The sequence below is a fragment of the Mesorhizobium sp. B2-4-3 genome, from assembly GCF_006442815.1.
Classification (GTDB): Bacteria; Pseudomonadota; Alphaproteobacteria; order Rhizobiales; family Rhizobiaceae; genus Mesorhizobium.
This window is the reverse complement of the sequence record NZ_VFVL01000001.1, coordinates 461322-477619: the sequence shown is the minus strand read 5'-3', so window position 1 is coordinate 477619 and position 16298 is coordinate 461322. Positions and strand designations below refer to the sequence as shown.

Annotated in this window: 19 protein-coding genes, 1 tRNA gene and 1 pseudogene; 7 read left to right on the top strand and 14 right to left on the bottom strand. The window is 62.9% G+C overall.

The genetic code is table 11. The features are described from left to right. Positions 1–190: 190 nt before the first annotated feature. Positions 191–1243 (top strand): annotated as a pseudogene (locus FJ956_RS30790) (recombinase family protein); the annotation flags it as partial. A gap of 132 nt (positions 1244–1375) precedes the next feature. Here FJ956_RS30790 and FJ956_RS30785 read toward each other — a convergent pair. Both FJ956_RS30785 and FJ956_RS02315 read right to left on the bottom strand, forming a co-directional pair. Beyond that, on the bottom strand, positions 1376–1588 hold the full coding sequence (locus FJ956_RS30785; RefSeq protein ID WP_246672052.1) for a hypothetical protein: 213 nt from the start codon (positions 1586–1588) through the stop codon (positions 1376–1378). 250 nt (positions 1589–1838) lie between these two features. Continuing rightward, positions 1839–1915 (bottom strand) — tRNA-Met (locus FJ956_RS02315). A gap of 253 nt (positions 1916–2168) precedes the next feature. Between FJ956_RS02315 and FJ956_RS02310 the strand changes: the two genes are divergently transcribed. Next, positions 2169–3134: a Gfo/Idh/MocA family oxidoreductase gene (locus FJ956_RS02310; protein WP_140676549.1), complete on the top strand. Its 966-nt coding sequence runs from the start codon at positions 2169–2171 to the stop codon at positions 3132–3134. 35 nt (positions 3135–3169) lie between these two features. On the opposite strand, the gene mnmA is transcribed toward FJ956_RS02310, so the two are convergent. Beyond that, entirely contained in the window at positions 3170–4360 is a 1191-nt protein-coding gene (gene mnmA / locus FJ956_RS02305) for a tRNA 2-thiouridine(34) synthase MnmA (protein WP_140676546.1), read from the bottom strand. 254 nt (positions 4361–4614) lie between these two features. On the opposite strand from mnmA, the gene FJ956_RS02300 reads away from it, so the two are divergent. Further along, positions 4615–4890, top strand: a complete 276-nt coding sequence (locus FJ956_RS02300) for a DUF1153 domain-containing protein (protein WP_006203587.1) — start codon at positions 4615–4617, stop codon at positions 4888–4890. 65 nt (positions 4891–4955) lie between these two features. On the opposite strand, the gene FJ956_RS30780 is transcribed toward FJ956_RS02300, so the two are convergent. After that, positions 4956–5213, bottom strand: a complete 258-nt coding sequence (locus FJ956_RS30780; protein WP_246672051.1) for a zinc-binding dehydrogenase — start codon at positions 5211–5213, stop codon at positions 4956–4958. 2 nt (positions 5214–5215) lie between these two features. Continuing rightward, a complete protein-coding gene (locus FJ956_RS02295; protein ID WP_246672050.1) occupies positions 5216–5881 on the bottom strand; it encodes an NADP-dependent oxidoreductase in 666 nt (221 codons plus the stop codon). Positions 5882–5972: 91 nt separating this feature from the next. Here FJ956_RS02295 and FJ956_RS02290 point away from each other — a divergent pair, with 91 nt between their 5' ends. Beyond that, on the top strand, positions 5973–6374 hold the full coding sequence (locus FJ956_RS02290; RefSeq protein WP_140676542.1) for a helix-turn-helix domain-containing protein: 402 nt from the start codon (positions 5973–5975) through the stop codon (positions 6372–6374). Positions 6375–6459: 85 nt separating this feature from the next. Here FJ956_RS02290 and FJ956_RS02285 read toward each other — a convergent pair whose 3' ends face one another. Further along, complete coding sequence (locus FJ956_RS02285) at positions 6460–6837, bottom strand: flagellar export protein FliJ (protein ID WP_027165054.1); 378 nt, start codon at positions 6835–6837, stop codon at positions 6460–6462. 449 nt (positions 6838–7286) lie between these two features. On the opposite strand from FJ956_RS02285, the gene ctrA reads away from it, so the two are divergent. Then, positions 7287–7982, top strand: a complete 696-nt coding sequence (gene ctrA, locus FJ956_RS02280) for a cell cycle two-component system response regulator CtrA (RefSeq protein ID WP_006203583.1) — start codon at positions 7287–7289, stop codon at positions 7980–7982. A gap of 70 nt (positions 7983–8052) precedes the next feature. Here ctrA and FJ956_RS02275 read toward each other — a convergent pair whose 3' ends face one another. Continuing rightward, a complete protein-coding gene (locus tag FJ956_RS02275) occupies positions 8053–8421 on the bottom strand; it encodes a response regulator (protein ID WP_140676538.1) in 369 nt (122 codons plus the stop codon). 222 nt (positions 8422–8643) lie between these two features. After that, the gene (locus FJ956_RS02270) at positions 8644–9273 is read right to left on the bottom strand and encodes a histidine phosphotransferase family protein (RefSeq protein ID WP_140676535.1); all 630 of its coding nucleotides are present in this window, start codon (positions 9271–9273) and stop codon (positions 8644–8646) included. 382 nt (positions 9274–9655) lie between these two features. Between FJ956_RS02270 and FJ956_RS02265 the strand changes: the two genes are divergently transcribed. Continuing rightward, positions 9656–10192 (top strand): EipA family protein, encoded by a 537-nt coding sequence (locus FJ956_RS02265; RefSeq protein ID WP_226892233.1) that lies wholly within the window; start codon positions 9656–9658, stop codon positions 10190–10192. Between the two features lie 134 nt (positions 10193–10326). Further along, positions 10327–11466, top strand: coding sequence for a hypothetical protein (locus FJ956_RS02260; RefSeq protein ID WP_140676532.1), 1140 nt, complete (start codon positions 10327–10329; stop codon positions 11464–11466). Between the two features lie 24 nt (positions 11467–11490). On the opposite strand, the gene FJ956_RS02255 is transcribed toward FJ956_RS02260, so the two are convergent. From FJ956_RS02255 to FJ956_RS02230, 6 genes are all read right to left on the bottom strand, one after another. Further along, positions 11491–12297: an RNA methyltransferase gene (locus FJ956_RS02255; protein ID WP_140676529.1), complete on the bottom strand. Its 807-nt coding sequence runs from the start codon at positions 12295–12297 to the stop codon at positions 11491–11493. 55 nt (positions 12298–12352) lie between these two features. Then, positions 12353–12691 (bottom strand): metalloregulator ArsR/SmtB family transcription factor, encoded by a 339-nt coding sequence (locus FJ956_RS02250; RefSeq protein WP_140645679.1) that lies wholly within the window; start codon positions 12689–12691, stop codon positions 12353–12355. Between the two features lie 158 nt (positions 12692–12849). Then, positions 12850–13620: a HugZ family protein gene (locus FJ956_RS02245; RefSeq protein WP_140676526.1), complete on the bottom strand. Its 771-nt coding sequence runs from the start codon at positions 13618–13620 to the stop codon at positions 12850–12852. A 36-nt stretch (positions 13621–13656) separates the two neighbouring features. Then, on the bottom strand, positions 13657–14844 hold the full coding sequence (locus tag FJ956_RS02240) for a CaiB/BaiF CoA-transferase family protein (RefSeq protein WP_140676523.1): 1188 nt from the start codon (positions 14842–14844) through the stop codon (positions 13657–13659). A 6-nt stretch (positions 14845–14850) separates the two neighbouring features. Then, positions 14851–15612: a 3-hydroxyacyl-CoA dehydrogenase gene (locus FJ956_RS02235; RefSeq protein ID WP_140676520.1), complete on the bottom strand. Its 762-nt coding sequence runs from the start codon at positions 15610–15612 to the stop codon at positions 14851–14853. 26 nt (positions 15613–15638) lie between these two features. Then, positions 15639–16244 carry an N-acetyltransferase gene (locus FJ956_RS02230; RefSeq protein WP_140676517.1) on the bottom strand — a complete coding sequence of 202 codons (606 nt, stop codon included), beginning with the start codon at positions 16242–16244 and terminating at the stop codon, positions 15639–15641. Positions 16245–16298: the final 54 nt, after the last annotated feature.

Genomic DNA, 16298 nt, shown 5'->3' with positions numbered 1-16298 from the left:
GCGCCAGCCGTCACTAGATTGTAGTTCTGAAAGCAAGATCGGACGGCAATCCGTCGAGACTAGCGCCCTTGGCGAGTCCGAAGGTCACACGATCAATCTTCAACATGATTTTCAAATACGATTGATGGTATCGCTTGCAAAGCGAGCTGCGCGCGAGGACTATGAGCGATCATTGCGCGAGGGATAACTTATGGCACGCGCCGCGATATACGCTCGTTTTTCAACAAATCTTCAATCCGATCGCTCCATCGATGATCAGGCGGCACTCTGCCGCGCCCATGCAATCCAGAACGGTTATGAGCTTGCGAAAGTGTATTCGGACGCGGCCAAGTCTGGCGCGTCCATGCATAATCGTGACGGCATCCGAGACCTCATGGCCGATGCCATGATGGGTCAATTCGAGGTCGTGATTGTCGAAGCCCTGGACCGCCTGTCGCGCGACATGGAAGACCTCGCCGGGATCAGCAAAAGGCTTAAGTTTCTGGATATCGATCTCGTTGGTGTCCATGACGGGAAGGCGAGCACGGTAACCGTTGGTCTTCGGGGACTCGTCGGCCAATTGTTTCGGGAGGACAACGCGCACAAGGTTCGACGCGGTTTGGCCGGGCGCGTGGCACAGGGACTTTCCGGGGGCGGGCAGGCTTATGGCTACCGGCCCGATCCGCTGAACAAGGGAAAGATGATAATCGTTGACGATGAGGCCGAAGTCATCCGTCGTGTTTTTCGCGAATACGCCGATGGCCTATCGCCCCGTCAAATTGCTTACGGCCTGAACAAAGACCGCATCGCGCCGCCACGGGATGGCGCGCGCTGGAACGCCTCCACAATCGTCGGTTCTGCCAAACGCGCCAACGGCATCCTCCACAACAGTCTCTACGTCGGCGTGCGCGTCTGGAACCGGGTGACGATGATAAAGGATCCGGATACGGGTAGGCGCGTAAGCAGGCCCAACCCTGAAAGCGAATGGAAACGAGTGGACGTTCCAGAACTGCGCATTGTCCCGCAGGATCTATGGGAGGTCGCGCAAGGCGCACGGAGGGAGCACATCACGGCGGAAGCCGCTTCAAAAATGCGCAGGCCTAAGCGACTTTTGTCGGGTCTGTTGAAGTGCGGTGCATGCGGCGCGGGCATGTCTACTATGGGAGCCGACAAAACGGGAAAGGTCCGCGTTCGCTGCACCGCTGCACATGAAAGCGGGACGTGTCCAGACCCTAGAACTTTCTATCTCGATACGGTCGAAAAGCTGGTAGTTGGAAGCCTCGTAGCTAAGCTGCATTCGCATGAGAATCTGGCGACCTACATCGCCGCTTATCAGGAAGAGCGACAACGGCTGATCGGCGACAAAGCGGCGAAGCGGATCAAGCTCGAGCGCGACCTAGAAGTCGCCAAGCGGGAAATGTCCCGCGTCGTCGATCAGATTGCCAAGGGCTTTGTGGAAGGCGAGGAAGTGGCAGACGAGATCAGGGCCATCCGAGAGCGCCGGAAGGGCATTGAAACAGAGCTGGCGATGCAGCCTGAGGTCGAGAAGGTCGTGACTTTCCTGCCAGCCGCAGCGCAACGATTCGAAGCCGCAATGCGAAACTTGCACGAAGCGTTCAGGGCAGGTGGAGTTAGAGGGATCAGCGAAAGCGCTGGTTTCCTACGTGAGATCATCTCTACGGCCACTCTTTTCCGGAAAGAAGACGGAACCGGTGTTGAGGTCGAGATTAGAGGCCACCTGCAGGGGCTCCTCTCCAGCCAACCTGTTGAAAAGACTGGTGTGGGGATCGATGGTAGCGGAGGAGCGCTACAAGCGCTCCCCACTGCGAACAAAACCCGCACAGGTGTGTGGGGATCGATGGTAGCGGGAGAGGGACTTGAACCCCCGACCCCAGGATTATGATTCCCGTGCTCTAACCAACTGAGCTACCCCGCCAGGGTGGCAAGTGGCCCGAAAAACCGTCCCGGAAGGATGGGCGTTTCAAGGCGTTCGCCAAGGTCGCGCGGATATAAGGTTGGGAGGGTGAGCGTGTCAAGCTTCGAAGCGGCCGATATGCCGGCATAATCCGGCCGGCATAATTTCATCCCAGAAAAGCTTTGCCGGACAGACACTCAGGGCGTGTCCCGGGGTTGAGTTCGGCGGGGCACGTCGCTATGTCTCGGCCATGAAATTCTAGAGTTTTGAGCGAATGAAGCCGCGCATCGCCGTCCTCGGTTGCGGATACTGGGGCAGCAACCATATCCGCACCCTCAAGGCGCTTGGCGCGCTCCATGCCGTTTCCGACGTCAACCGCGCTCGCGCCGAAGGTTTCGCCAGCGAGCAGGACTGCCTGGCGATCGAGCCGGACAGACTGTTCGAGCGGACCGATATCGACGCCATCGTCATGGCGCTGCCGCCGCAATTCCATGCCGACACCGCGGTGCGCGCCGTCGAAAGCGGCAAGGACGTGCTGGTGGAAAAGCCGATCGCCCTGACGGTCGCGGATGCAGAGCGCGCGGTGAAGGCGGCTAAAGACAATGGCCGCGTGTTCATGGTCGGCCATGTGCTGCGCTTTCATCCGGCTTTCGAGACGTTGAAGGCGCTGATCGACAATGGCGAGCTCGGCGAGGTGCGCTACATCCACTCGCACCGGCTCGGCCTCGGCAAGTTCCATACCGAAAACGATGCGTTGTGGGACCTTGCGCCGCACGATTTGTCGATGATCCTCGCCATCACCGGTACCGAGCCGATCGAGGTGAGGGGCGAGGGAGCGGCGCTGCTCGACAACCTCAGCGACTTCGCGCATCTGCACATGCGGTTTCCGAACGGCCTGCGCAGCCATCTCTTCGCCTCGCGCCTCAATCCCTATCGCGAGCGGCGGCTGACGGTCGTCGGCACCAAGGCGATGGCAGTGTTCGACGACGTCGAGCCCTGGGAACGCAAGCTTGCCGTCTACCGCCACGCGGTCTGGCAGGACAGCGGCCAGTGGGCCTTCACCGCCAATGAGCCTTCGTACGTGCCGGTTGGCGAGGGTATGCCGCTGACGCGCGAGCTTGCCCATTTCATGCAGTGCATCGAGACTCGCGCCGAACCGCGCACCGATGGCGAGGAAGCGATCAGGGTGCTGCGCATCCTGACCGCCGGCACGGTGATCCATACGGGTTCGTCCGCCTGAGGCGTCCGGAAACGGCGGCGATAAGACTGAGAAACTTATTCGGCTGGGATCTGCGCCGGCCTTGCGGCAAGCCTGGACAACATAGCCTCGGCTTCCGCGCCGCGTTCCGAGCGCTCGATGAAGCCGCCGCCGAGCACCCGCGCCTCGTTGCCGTCGTCGGAATAAAGAACGCAGGCCTGCCCCGGCGCGATGCCCGACTCGCCGTCGGCCAGCTCGACGGAGGTCACGCCGTCGCGGTGACGCAGCACGGCCGGACGCGGCGGCCTGGTCGAGCGGACCTTGGCGAAGAGCTCGACCCCGCCGGCCGGAACGTCCGACAGCGGTCCATCGCCCAGCCAGTTCATGTTGCGCAGATAGATCTTGTGCGTCTCCAGCGCCTCGCGCGGGCCGACGATGACGCGCGCCCGGTCGGCGTCGAGATGGACGACATAAAGCGGCTCGCCGGACGCGATGCCGATGCCGCGGCGCTGTCCGATCGTGTAGCGCAGAATGCCTTCATGGCGGCCGAGCACACGGCCGTCGATATGCACGATGTCGCCCGGATTGGCGGCGGCCGGCTTCAGCTTGGCGATGATGTCGGAGTACTTGCCCTGCGGCACGAAGCAGATGTCCTGGCTGTCCTGCTTGGCGGCGACGGTCAGGCCCATCTCCTCGGCAATGGCGCGGACCTGCGGCTTCGACAGGCCGCCAAGCGGGAAGCGCAGATAATCGATCTGTGCCTGCGTGGTGGCGAACAGGAAATAGCTCTGATCGCGGTCGGCGTCGACCGGGCGGTAGAGCGCGCGATGCGCGCCATTGGCGCGCGAACGGATATAGTGGCCGGTGGCCAAGGCGTCGGCGCCCAGATCCTGGGCGGTGGCCAGAAGATCGGCGAACTTCACCGTCTGGTTGCAGGACACGCAAGGGATCGGCGTCTCGCCGGCGACATAGCTCTCGGCAAACGGATCGATGACCGCCTTGCGGAAGCGCTCCTCATAGTCGAGCACATAATGCGGGATGCCGAGCGTCTCGGAAACGCGGCGGGCATCGTCGATGTCCTGGCCGGCGCAGCACGAACCGGCGCGGTGCGTGGCCGCGCCGTGGTCGTAAAGCTGCAGCGTCACGCCGACGACGTCATAACCTTCGCGCTTCAGGATGCCTGCGACGACAGACGAATCGACGCCGCCCGACATCGCGACGACGACACGGGTTTCTTCGGGGCGGCGGGGAAGATCGAGGCTGTTCATGGTGCTTTCACTGTGCGGCGCTCAATGCCAATGGCCGGAATATAGGTCAAGCGCCACGTGTGCGCCAGCTTGCGGCGCAAGACGAGCTTACCGGCAAAATCAAGGCCTGGAGGCCGGTGTTTCAATTTCTAAACGAAATCCTAACCGGACGTTCACGATCCTTACCTAGTGGTTAGGGTTCGCTTAGGCAATTTTTAAAGCTGTGGCGGTACTGTGGCGGGGATTGGGTCTTTGAGTTTTTAGTAGAGAGTACGATGACCGATCTGGTTAGACCTAGAGTCAAGTATGTTATTGGGCCCGACGGCAGCCCTCTTACGATCGCCGATCTGCCGCCGACGAACACCCGGCGCTGGGTTATCCGGCGCAAGGCTGAAGTGGTCGCCGCGGTACGTGGCGGCCTGCTCAGCCTTGAGGAAGCCTGCCAGCGCTACAAGCTCACTACCGAAGAATTTCTCTCCTGGCAGGCATCGATCGACGAATACGGCCTTGCCGGGCTGCGCACCACGCGAATCCAGCAATACCGACATTAAGCTGTCGGCCGAAAACGAGCAAGGGCGCGGGACTCCGCGCCCTTCGCTTTTGAGCGGCCTTCCATTCAAACAGTCAGCACGACCTTGCCGATGGGTCGGGTCGCAAGGAAGGCATGGGCGGCCGCCGCCTGGTCGAGCGGGAAAGCTTTGGCCACATGCGGCATCAGCTTCTTGGCATCGACCAGCCTGGCGAGTTCGACAAGACCTTCGCGGTCGGGTACCACGGACATGCGCTCGACGCGGATGCCCCGCGCGTTGGCCTTCGCCCTGGTGGCGTCGTGAACGTTGAGCAGCGACACCAGGACGCCACCATCACGCACCACCTTCAGCGACTCGTCGACATGGTCGCCGCCGATGGGGTCCGCACAAGATCGACATTGCCGACCTGTTCGACGAAGTTGCCCTTGGTGTAGTCAATTACCTCGTCGGCGCCGAGCGAGCGGACGAAATCGAGCTTGCCCGGGCTGGCCGTAGCAATGACATAGGCGCCGCGCGCCTTGGCGATCTGCACCGCCAGATGGCCGACGCCGCCGGCACCGGCATGAACCAGCACGCGTTGCCCCGCCCGCAGGCCGCCATGGCGCACGATGCCTTGCCAGGCCGTCAGTCCGGCCAGCGGCAAGGCCGCAGCATGCTCATGGTCGATCGCGGCGGGCTTCGCGGCGATCTCGTCCGTCGGCGCCGCGGCGAGCTCGGCATTGGCTCCAGCCTGTTTGGGGAAGTGCGGCATGCCGAACACCTCGTCGCCGACCTTGAAGGTGGTCACGCCGGGGCCGAGCGCCGCGACGGTCCCCGAAATGTCCCAGCCCAGGATGAAAGGCGGTTCGCCAAGCAGCGGATAGAAACCGCCGCGCACGGCGCCGTCGACCGGGTTGATGCCCGCCGCCTTGACGCGGACGAGCACTTCACCGGGCCTTGGCACGGGGTCGGGCTGCTCGGCCACGAAAAGAACCTCGGGTCCGCCGACGGAAGTCTGGATAACGGCACGCATGAACGCCTCCTGTTCGAATGGATGTGCCGCTATCATTTGGATAGTAATATTCGATTGTCGAGTATGTACCTTTTCTATATATAGGCACCTCATGGATAGTGAAGACAGATCGCCATTCGGCTACGACGCGTTCCGGCGCGCCTGCCCGTCGCACACGGTGCTGGAGATGCTGGCCAGCAAATGGGTTTATCTCACGGTCTGCGCGTTGCGGCGCGGCCGGCTGCGCAATGGCGAGCTGGCGCGCAAGCTGGAAGGCATCACGCCCAAGATGCTGACGCAGACGCTGCGGGTGCTGGAGCGCGACGGCCTCGTGCGGCGCGAGGTGTTTGCGGTCATCCCGCCGCGCGTGGAATATGAGCTGACGGAACTTGGCCAGAACCTGGCGGGGCTGCTCAGCCAGATCCGCTCCTGGGCGGAAGAGCATGCGCCGGAGATCAAGGATGCCCGGGCCCGGGCGTCGGCCGATCATGGCGAGATGGCGGCTGCGTCCTGAAGCCGGTTGCGTAGCCGATTCTACCGGAATGTCGGTGCCGATGATGCCGGCACGGCGCTGACAATGACTGCTGAAATGCCAGCGATCAGCCGATCATGGCGCTGCGGCCGCCTGTTTCGGTCTCGCGGATCTTGGTGTCGCGCGATTCCAGCATCTCGGCCTTGGACAGCTCCGCTTCAGCTTCGCCGAGTAATGATTCGGCAGTGCTTCGCTGCTGGGCGAGGTCGCTTTGTGAGTTCCTGAGGTTGTCGCGGCGCAGGCGAGCCGCCTTGGCGAAGGTCGGATAGGCGAAATGGTTGATGTCGGTGATGCCGGCTTTTTTCTCTTCGGCGATGATCTGCGCTTCCAGCTCGACGGCCATGCGCTCGAACTCGGCGATCATCATGTCCAGCTGCAAGAGCTGGCGCCGTTTCTCATTCACCTGAAACTGCTTCAGTCGAACGAGGTTTTCACGTGACTTCATGACTCGATACTCCGCAAACGCACACTTGCAATACCGCCCAGTCCGCCCGGAACGACCCAAGCGCCGCCCGTTTCCCCCGGCTTTCCCTGGGCTATGGGAAACAAAGCCCTAAAGATTTTTGCCGGCGGTAACCATTCGTTTACGGGCATTGTTAATCATACGGGCGAGGACTTAAGGCCGGGTAAAAATTCTGGCTGCGGCGGGAAGCCCGAGCCAGCGAGTCTCTGGAGTCACTTAGGCTGACTTTTTAATGTGGTGCATTAGCGATTTTGGTCTGTGATTCATTATTAGATTCAAGTGGGTGTAGAAAGGGGTTAAAAAATCTGGTATCGTGGATGACACGAAATTAGGATTTGTTAACCAGTCGGTGGCACCTTCTGTTCAGGCAATCACTGCTCCGGGTCCCGGACGGGTCGTGACACGGTCCGGCAGCAGAAAAGGGGAATGAAATGCGTGTTCTGCTGATTGAAGATGACAGTGCAACCGCACAGAGCATCGAACTGATGCTGAAATCGGAAAGCTTCAACGTCTATACGACCGATCTCGGCGAAGAAGGTGTCGATCTCGGCAAATTATATGATTACGACATCATCCTTCTGGATCTCAATCTCCCCGATATGTCGGGCTATGAGGTCCTGCGCACGCTGCGCCTCTCCAAGGTCAAGACGCCGATCCTGATCCTCTCCGGCATGGCCGGCATAGAGGACAAGGTGCGCGGCCTGGGCTTTGGCGCCGACGACTATATGACCAAGCCCTTCCACAAGGACGAGCTGGTGGCGCGCATCCATGCGATCGTGCGCCGCTCGAAGGGCCATGCCCAATCGGTTATCACCACCGGCGACCTTGTAGTCAATCTCGACGCCAAGACGGTCGAGGTCGGCGGTCAGCGCGTGCACCTGACCGGCAAGGAATACCAGATGCTGGAGCTGCTTTCGCTGCGCAAGGGCACGACGCTCACCAAGGAAATGTTCCTCAACCATCTCTATGGCGGCATGGACGAGCCGGAGCTGAAGATCATCGACGTCTTCATCTGCAAGCTGCGCAAGAAGCTCGACGCGGCGTCCGGCGGCCAGAACTACATCGAGACGGTGTGGGGCCGCGGCTATGTGCTGCGCGAGCCGGAAGATATCCGCGTCAGCGCATAAGCGATCCAAGCGATTCGAACGAAAAACCCGGCTCAGGCCGGGTTTTTTGTTTGAAAACGGTCTCGGCGAATCAGGCGGCTATCTTCAGGACGCGGAAGCTTTCGAGCAATTGCGCGCGATTGAAGGGTTTCAGCAGATAGCCCTGGGCGCCGGCGCGCTTGGCGCGCATGATCGCAGCCACATCGACCTCGACCAGCGAGACCAGGATCTGCGGCCGGGCAGGGCTTTCGATGGCGCGGATACGGCGAATGAGGTCGACCGCCTGGATGTCGGCAAGACCACCGTCGATGACGATGACATCGGGCATCTCGCCGGCGCAAATCTCGGCAGCCTCGACCCCGGTCGAGGCCTCGACGACAATCATGTCCGAGCCGCCAAGGATGCGTTTTGCGACCTTCCTGATGACGCTCGAATCATCGACGAACAGGCAGCGCTTCATGTCCGGGTCCTCTTTGCCATCTGCCGAACCGGCAACCTCCGGCAACCGGAAAGCACCATAGGCCAATCTGGTAAAGAAGCCGAAAAGCCGTTAGGTAAAGTTTTTCCAAACGAGCGTCTCGCGTCGTTTTGACCCGCAGCGCGGTTACATGCATTGCGGCCGGCATTGCTCGACCTGCACTGCCGGCACGAATATTAGCAATAAAAGATACTTCGGCTTTTCTTATGCGGCCGTCAGCACGATCTCCTCGGCGGTCGCGTGGATCGTGATCGTCATATTGGCCTCGCGCGCCAGAAGCAGCGTATAGTAAGGCTGGACCGAATGGGCGTCGATCGGCTCCTCCGGCTTGTGGCCGGAATGCAGTTCGAGGAATTTCGGCGGCACGCGCAGCATCGGGCCACCGGCCGACAGCGAAAAACGCGGCTCGGTTTCGAGACTTTCCAGCGTGACCACCAGCTTGCCGCCGCGCGGTATGGCCGCGTTGGCGACGAGAATGAGGTTAAGCAGCAGCTTGACCTTGTTCTTGGGCAAGAGCGCTCGGGGACCGTTCCACAGCAATTCCGGCTTTTCGTTCTTCAGGAAGGCGATGGCCACGGCCTCGGCATCGCCGGTGTCGATCATCATGCCGGCGGAACCCGCGGCGCCGAAGGCGATGCGGGCAAACTGCAATCGCGCCGAGGCGTTCTTGGCGCTCTGGCGAATGAGCTTCATGGCGTCTTCGTCGGCGCCGCCTTCGTCGAGCAGTTCAAGGCCGTTGTTGATCGCGCCGACCGGCGAAATGATGTCGTGGCAGACACGGCTGCAAAGCAGCGCCGCGAGATCTGGCGCGGAAAGGGTGAAAAGCTCGGCCATCGGCGAAATCCCTGCTTAAGTCATTTGTTCATGGCCGAGCGACCGTTTTCGCGCCTGCCCCCGCGAATCACGCTCTTTTCCAAGACTTTCTGAATACACAGGGCCTGAGCGCGCATCAACAAATCCAAATTGCCGACGGCGAAAATGGTGTGTTCGCGGGGGGAAACCCGCCGCCGGGGCGCAAGCACAGCCTTCGAACCGCCATCTTCGTGTGGGAGCTTAATGGTTGAAAAAGGATTACGGCATAGTTTGCCCGTGATAGCCACCCTGAACGGCCGGTAAGAGCCGCAGGGGTGCGAGGCGTCGGCGAAAGTGCTCCCTGACGGAGATTGGAAGCATGTTTTCCCGATACTACGACCGGACGTTCGTCCGTGTCCTCGCCATGACCATCACGCTCCTGGGGGCTCTTGTCCTTTCGACCGCTGCGTCACGGGCCCAACAATACACCGCTCAGGAGATCGTCGATTCCGGTCATAAATTCTTCGGCGAGACGTCCGGCGGGCTAGCCACCGTCGTCGAGAAGATCTTTGCCTCCTACGGCCTGCCCAACGGCTACCTGCTGGGCGAGGAGGGATCCGGCGCCCTGATCGGCGGCCTGACCTATGGCGAGGGGACGCTCTACACCAAGAACGCCGGCGACCATAAGGTGTTCTGGCAAGGTCCGTCGCTCGGCTGGGATTTCGGCGGCGAGGGATCGCGGGTGATGATGCTGGTCTACAATCTCGACGACATCAGCAGCCTCTATAACCGCTTCGGCGGCGTTGCCGGCTCCGCCTATGTCATTGCGGGCGTCGGTTTCAACGTATTGCAGAGCAACCGGGTGCTGATCGTGCCGATCCGCACCGGCGTAGGTGCCCGTCTGGGGGTCAATCTCGGCTATCTGAAGCTCACCGAAAGGCCGACCTGGAACCCGTTCTGATCGGATTGCGCTCGCTACAATCGCTCGGACAGTGCTGATCGCGCCGCGGCAAACTCTTGCCGCGGCGTTGAATTTCCGCCATGCCAAGGTGGCACAATCCAACGATTGCCGCTCCGTAAAGTGGATAGCACGCCTTGGTCCAGTCGGTTCTGTTCTTCGTACTCGGTTTCCTTTGCGCCGTTTTTCTGGTGTCGCTGGTCGCGCCGGCGGTTTGGCGGCGGGCCGTCGTCCTGACGCGCAGGCGCCTCGAGGCTTCGCTGCCGCTAACGCCGGCCGAAATCCAGGCGGACAAGGACCGGGTCCGGGCGGAATATGCCATGACGACGCGCCGGCTGGAGATAACCGTCAAGAACCTTCAGGAGAAGGCGGCCGAACAACTGGTGGAGATCGGTCGCGGGCGCGAGGCCTTGAAGGGACTGGCGGTCGAAAAGAAGGACAAGAACCAGGCGCTCTCCGATCTGCAGGCAAAGAATGCGGAGCTCAGGCAGCGCGAGGAGGATCTGCACCGGCTGTCGGAAAAGCACGTACAGACGGAGCGGGCGCTGGAAAAACGCGCGCTGGAGTTGCGGAAGCTCGAGCAGATGTATGACGACGCCAGCTTCTCGTCCTCGAACCGCCAGATCGAACTGGTTGCCCGCGAATCGGAGCTGGAAAAGCTCGCCAGCGACATTGCGTTGCTCAAGGGCCAGCGCAAGGAGGCGGACCGGCGCAATCAGGAGGTCGCGTCGGAAAGCAAGGCCGCGCGCGAAGCGTTGAAGGCGGAGAAGAAGAAAACGGCCGAGCTCGACAAGAAGGTCGAGCGGCTGCTTGCCACGCTTGCCGACCGCGAGGAAAAGCTCGACCGCCGCGAGAAGGATCTGGCCCGGATGCGCGAACGTTCGAAGGAGAGCGCCGCGAACGGCGTCGCGCAGCTGGCTGCCGGCACGGATACGAAAGGCGACAATGTCGACAAGGCTATCGCCAGGCTCGAGGGCGACCGGGAACGGCTGGAGGCAAGGCTGACGGCGCTGGCGCGCGAGAACAAGCGGCTGAAAACCGATCTTGCAGCCGCCGGGACGGCAATGCCCGAAGCGGCGGGCGACGCGCGCTCCGGCGCCGGCCTTCGCGAACAAATGAACGAGCTGGCCGCCGAGGTGGTCAATCTGACGATGAAGCTCGACGGGCCGGACTCGCCTATCGCCAAGGCCCTGGCGGGCGATGGGCAGCAAAATGGGCGTGGCGCCAGCCTGGCCGACCGGGTGAGGGCTTTGCAGAAGGCCGGCTCGTCCAACTGAACGACACGGCCGCCGTTATTCAGCCTATGCGTCGCCGGCTTTTGAAAAGCGATGCAGGGCTATTGCCGACGCGGCGGCGACGTTCAGGCTGTCGAAACCTTCCGCCATTGCGATCCTCACCGTTTGCAGCCGGGCAAGCAGATCCCGCGGCAGGCCTTCGCCTTCGGTGCCGAGATAGAGCGCCAGGCGCGCCGAGCGTTCCGCGGCGCGGATGTCGATGTTTCCGCGTGGCGAGAGCGCGAACTGGCTGAAGCCGAGCCGATCGAGCGTCGCGGTGAAGGTTCCGGTATCGCCGAAGGTGGCGAAGGGAACCTTGAGCACCGCGCCGACCGAAACGCGGATTGCCTTGCGGTAGAGCGGATCGCAGCACGTCTGGTCGAGCAGCACCGCGCCCGCGCCGAAGGCGGCCGCATTGCGGAAGATCGCCCCCATATTGTCGTGATTGGATATGCCGACCAGGACGACGGCCAATGCGTGCCGGGGCAAGGTTTCCACCAGAAACTCGGCGGGCGCCGGATCGCCACGCATGCCGATCGCCAGGATGCCGCGATGCATGTGGAAGCCGGCGATCCGGTCCATGACCTCACCCGCGGCGACATAGACCGGAAACTCGCGAGGCGCCTTGCGCAAGATCTCCTGCACGCTCGCCAGCCTGTTTTCGAGGATGAGGGCCGACTCGGCGACGAAGCGCCCGGTCGACAACAGGAGGTCCAGCACCACCTTGCCTTCGGCGACGAAGCGGCCATGCCGGCCGACGAGATCGCGCTCGCGGATGTCGAGATAGGCGGCGACGCGCGGGTCCAGAGGATCGTCGATGGGGATGAGGTTCATGCAAATCTCGCCGGCAAGAATTGCCAGCGAGGTAAGGGGCTTTGGATGGCGCGGGTCAAGCCCCGGCGCGGCGCAGCCGATAGGCCATCTGGGAGAGGTCGCCGTCGCCGAAAATGCCTTCCAGCATGCGCAGCAATTCGCGCACCGCCTCGGATTTGCACGAATAGTAAATCATCTGGCGGTCGCGCCGGGTCTCGACGAGATCGAGCGCCCTCAGCTTGGCGAGATGCTGCGACAGCGCGGATTGGCTGAGTTGCACCTTCTCGGCGATGGCGCCGACCGACATTTCATCGTCGATCAGATGGGCCACGATCAGCAAGCGCTTTTCGTTACCCATGAGGGTGAGGAACGCGGCCGCCGATTCCGCATTGGCGATTAGCTTATTTGAGATCATAGATCCCCCAAGGGTCTTGGCTCATCCAGGCGCCAGGGGGCAATGGTGCCTGATTCCGCGATGTTCAGATGTCGATGGGCGCTGCTGAATCAGCGTCACTACAAGGGTAGATCATTTCGTCTAAATCTCAAGCGTTGCTTTCGCCGGCGCGCGATCAACTATCGCTCTTGCTCTTCGGCGCGTCCCGCCTTTGCCATCTCGACAAGCGCCGAACGCAGGTCGCGCGCGCTTTGCAGAGACTTGGGAAAGAAAATCCTGCAGATGGCATCGGCGGCGGCGAGATCCATGCCATCGGGATCGAAACCGGTGGCGATCCAACCGTCGCCTTCGGCGCGGCCGAAATGACGGGCATAAAGGGCAAGCGCGTCGCGATGGTCGGCATTCATGTGATCGAGCGCCGCCTGTTCGCTGCCGGCGAACTCCTCGACAAGAGTGCCGCCGGTAATCAGATCATCGCGGTCGAGAAGAAAGGCCTTGCCGAAGCCGCCGTTCAGGCTGGCGCGCTCGGGCTCGAGCCGGAAGAACGAGAAGTCGCCGAGCCCGGCATAGAGCCTCGCCTTCGGATTGCGGTTGAGGTAGCGCCGCTCGGCGCGGATCTGATCGGTCGATCCGCGCTCCAGCCGCAGGGCCCGGCATGCCAGGCTGATGCGCGGATGCGCCAGCGGATCGCCCTTGCCGGGTTCGCCAAGCAGCAGCGAACAGCGCGGATCGGCGAGCAACGCACCGGTATGCGCGGACAGCATCGAGATCAGGATCAGCGGCGCGCCGTCGATGTCGGTGGCGACGCCAACCCTGCTTGCCAGTGGCGCGCCGGTGCCAGGCTCGATCGCCGCGAGCGCGCCGAAACGTGCCGCGCGGATCAGGGTTTTCGCCAGCCTGATCGCCTCTGCGTCGGTCTCGCGGATGACGTCCTTCTTCGGTTCGGTCACAAGCGCACCCGAGATAAGCTGATTTTCGTTCTCCGGTTATCGACCGAATACACCCGCCTTTGCAAGCGCTCCGATCTCCTCTTCGCTCAAGCCGAAACGGGTCAATATGCCCGAGGGCTCGCGATCGGCGACGGCCGGAGCTGCGGCAGGCGCTTGTGCGCCTTGCGAGAAACGCGGCGCCGGCGCCGGGCGATCGAGCTCGCCGGACTTCACGAAGCTTTGCCTGGCGCAATTGTGCGGATGGTTCCTGGCTTCGACCAGGGACAGCACAGGCGCCACGCAGGCGTCCGTCGCGGCGAAAAGCTCGGCCCATTCGTCGCGCGTCCTTGCCTTGATCCGGCCGGCAATGGCGGCGCGCATCGCGGGCCACGACGACTTGTCGTACTGGCTGCCGGCAAAATGCCCGTCGAGCGGCAGCAGCCTGGCGAATTCGTCGAAGAAGCGCGGCTCGAGACAGCCGATGGCAACGTGCCTTGCGTCCGCCGTCTCATAGGTATCGTAGAAAGGCGCCCCGGAATCGAGCAGGTTCACGCCGCGCCTGTCGCTCCACAGACCCGCCGCCATATAGGCGTGGATGGGCGCGGCGAGCATCGAGGCTCCCTCGATCATCGAGGCATCGACCACCTGGCCCTTTCCGCTGCGCGAGCGCTGGAAAAGAGCGGCGAGCACGCCCGCGATCAGCATCATGGCGCCGCCGCCTTGATCCGCGACGAAGTTGAGCGGCGGCACTGGCGGCGCATCCTGCCTGCCGACCGCATGCAAGAGGCCCGCATAGGCGAGATAGGTGATGTCGTGCCCGGCTCGCCCGGACAGCGGCCCGTCCTGGCCGAAGCCGGTCAGGCGACCATAGATCAGCGCCGGATTGCGCTGGAGAACGACATCCGGCCCCAGCCCGAGCCGCTCCATCACGCCGGGGCGGAAGCCTTCGACGAGCAAGTCGGCCTGTGCCGCAAGGCGCAGCAGCAGTTCCGCGCCCGCCGGGCGCTTGAGGTCGAGCTTGAGGATGGAACGGCCGTGGCGGTCGAGATCGTATTCTTGTGGCAGGCTCAGGAGCGGCTGGCCAGCGTCGGCGCGCTCGATGCGCAGCACCTCGGCGCCCATCTCGGACAGCATCAGGGCGGCAAGCGGCACCGGACCGAGCCCGGCCATCTCGATCACTTTCAGGCCAGCGAGCGGGCCGGTCTTTCCGGCGGCAGCACCTGCGCCTGTCGGCGAGCCATTCATCCCCGCTTATTTCGGCGCCATGCGGATGGCGCCGTCGAGGCGGATGGTCTCGCCGTTCAGCATCTGGTTCTCGACGATGTGGAGGGCAAGTGCAGCATATTCCGACGGCTCGCCGAGCCGCGGCGGGAAGGGCACGGAAGCGCCGAGCGAATCCTGCACTTCCTGCGGCATGCCTGCCATCATCGGCGTCTTGAAGATACCGGGCGCGATGGTGCAGACGCGAATGCCGAAGCGGGCGAGATCGCGCGCCACAGGCAGCGTCATGCCGACGACGCCGCCCTTGGAAGCCGCATAGGCGGCCTGGCCGATCTGGCCGTCATAGGCGGCGACGGAGGCGGTGTTGACGATGACGCCGCGCTCGCCGCCGGCGAGCGGATCGAGTTTCGCCGCCCGGTCGGCGACGAGGCGGATCATGTTGAAGGTGCCGATCAGGTTGATCTCGATCACCTTGCGGTACTGGTCGAGCGGATGCGGTCCGTCCTTGCCGATCGTCTTCACGCCGATGGCGATGCCGGCGCAATTGACCAGGATACGCGGTTGCCCAAGCTTTTCAGCCACTTCGGCGATCGCGGCGGCAGCGCCGTCGCCGCTGCCGACATCGCATTGGACGGCAATGCCGCCGATGTCGGCCGCGACTTTCGCCGCGCGCTCGATGCCCAGGTCGAGAATGGCGACACGGGCGCCCTTGGCCGCCAACGCGCGCGCCGTCGCCTCGCCAAGGCCCGATCCGCCGCCGGTGACGATCGCGATCTGGCCATTCGGGTTCATGCAAGCCTCCCAGGATTCGGATTATGCTACGAAGCGCGCAAGGGAGGCGCAACCGCCATAGCCGGATCGATCGACGACTGCGCCGTGGCGGCCGACCGCGCCAAGGCCGGGACAAGTTCCGCAACCCTCGCCATGTTGGCGTGGCAGACATCGCCGGCAAAGCGGGCGACGGCGCCTGGCTTGATTTCGTGATGCAGCAACCGGTCGAGATCGACCGGGCGCGGCAAGGCTATCTGCCCGCGCGGAAAGCGCTTGAAGCCGAGCGGTCCGTAGTATGGCTCGTCGCCAACCAGGATGACGGCGGGCGCGCCGGCCTTCCTGGCCGCCTCCAGCGCGATCGCCACCAGCTTGCGGCCGATGCCGAGATTCTTGTAGGCGGGGCGCACCGCAAGCGGGCCGAGCATCATGGCGCGTCCGGCGCCAGCTGCCACGCGCGTCATGCGCACGGAAGCGATGACCGTGCCGTCCTTGACGGCGACGAAGGACATCGAGCGGTCATGTCCTCCCGACTCGCGGATCTTGTAGGCGGCAAGCACGAAACGACCCGGGCCGAAGGCCTCGTCGTTGATGGCTTCGATTTCAGGGTCATGCGCCGGGGTTTCCGGCAGGTATTTCACGTCGGCAAGGCTCATGGTCTTTGCGTTCCGGTATGCGAGGAAGGTTTGCTGCAAACGGCAGCGTTCGCC

What these genes read in the sequence shown, in the direction of transcription:
- FJ956_RS02285 (WP_027165054.1), bottom strand. Translation starts at nt 6,837, where the DNA reads ATGAAGTCACGTGAAAACCTCGTTCGACTGAAGCAGTTTCAGGTGAAT.
- ctrA (WP_006203583.1), top strand. Translation starts at nt 7,287, where the DNA reads ATGCGTGTTCTGCTGATTGAAGATGACAGTGCAACCGCACAGAGCATC.
- mnmA (WP_140676546.1), bottom strand. Translation starts at nt 4,360, where the DNA reads ATGAACAGCCTCGATCTTCCCCGCCGCCCCGAAGAAACCCGTGTCGTC.
- FJ956_RS02255 (WP_140676529.1), bottom strand. Translation starts at nt 12,297, where the DNA reads ATGAACCTCATCCCCATCGACGATCCTCTGGACCCGCGCGTCGCCGCC.
- FJ956_RS02265 (WP_226892233.1), top strand. Translation starts at nt 9,656, where the DNA reads ATGACCATCACGCTCCTGGGGGCTCTTGTCCTTTCGACCGCTGCGTCA.
- FJ956_RS02275 (WP_140676538.1), bottom strand. Translation starts at nt 8,421, where the DNA reads ATGAAGCGCTGCCTGTTCGTCGATGATTCGAGCGTCATCAGGAAGGTC.
- FJ956_RS02270 (WP_140676535.1), bottom strand. Translation starts at nt 9,273, where the DNA reads ATGGCCGAGCTTTTCACCCTTTCCGCGCCAGATCTCGCGGCGCTGCTT.
- FJ956_RS02230 (WP_140676517.1), bottom strand. Translation starts at nt 16,244, where the DNA reads ATGAGCCTTGCCGACGTGAAATACCTGCCGGAAACCCCGGCGCATGAC.
- FJ956_RS02250 (WP_140645679.1), bottom strand. Translation starts at nt 12,691, where the DNA reads ATGATCTCAAATAAGCTAATCGCCAATGCGGAATCGGCGGCCGCGTTC.
- FJ956_RS02310 (WP_140676549.1), top strand. Translation starts at nt 2,169, where the DNA reads ATGAAGCCGCGCATCGCCGTCCTCGGTTGCGGATACTGGGGCAGCAAC.
- FJ956_RS02235 (WP_140676520.1), bottom strand. Translation starts at nt 15,612, where the DNA reads ATGAACCCGAATGGCCAGATCGCGATCGTCACCGGCGGCGGATCGGGC.
- FJ956_RS02300 (WP_006203587.1), top strand. Translation starts at nt 4,615, where the DNA reads ATGACCGATCTGGTTAGACCTAGAGTCAAGTATGTTATTGGGCCCGAC.
- FJ956_RS02295 (WP_246672050.1), bottom strand. Translation starts at nt 5,881, where the DNA reads ATGCGTGCCGTTATCCAGACTTCCGTCGGCGGACCCGAGGTTCTTTTC.
- FJ956_RS02240 (WP_140676523.1), bottom strand. Translation starts at nt 14,844, where the DNA reads ATGAATGGCTCGCCGACAGGCGCAGGTGCTGCCGCCGGAAAGACCGGC.
- FJ956_RS02290 (WP_140676542.1), top strand. Translation starts at nt 5,973, where the DNA reads ATGGATAGTGAAGACAGATCGCCATTCGGCTACGACGCGTTCCGGCGC.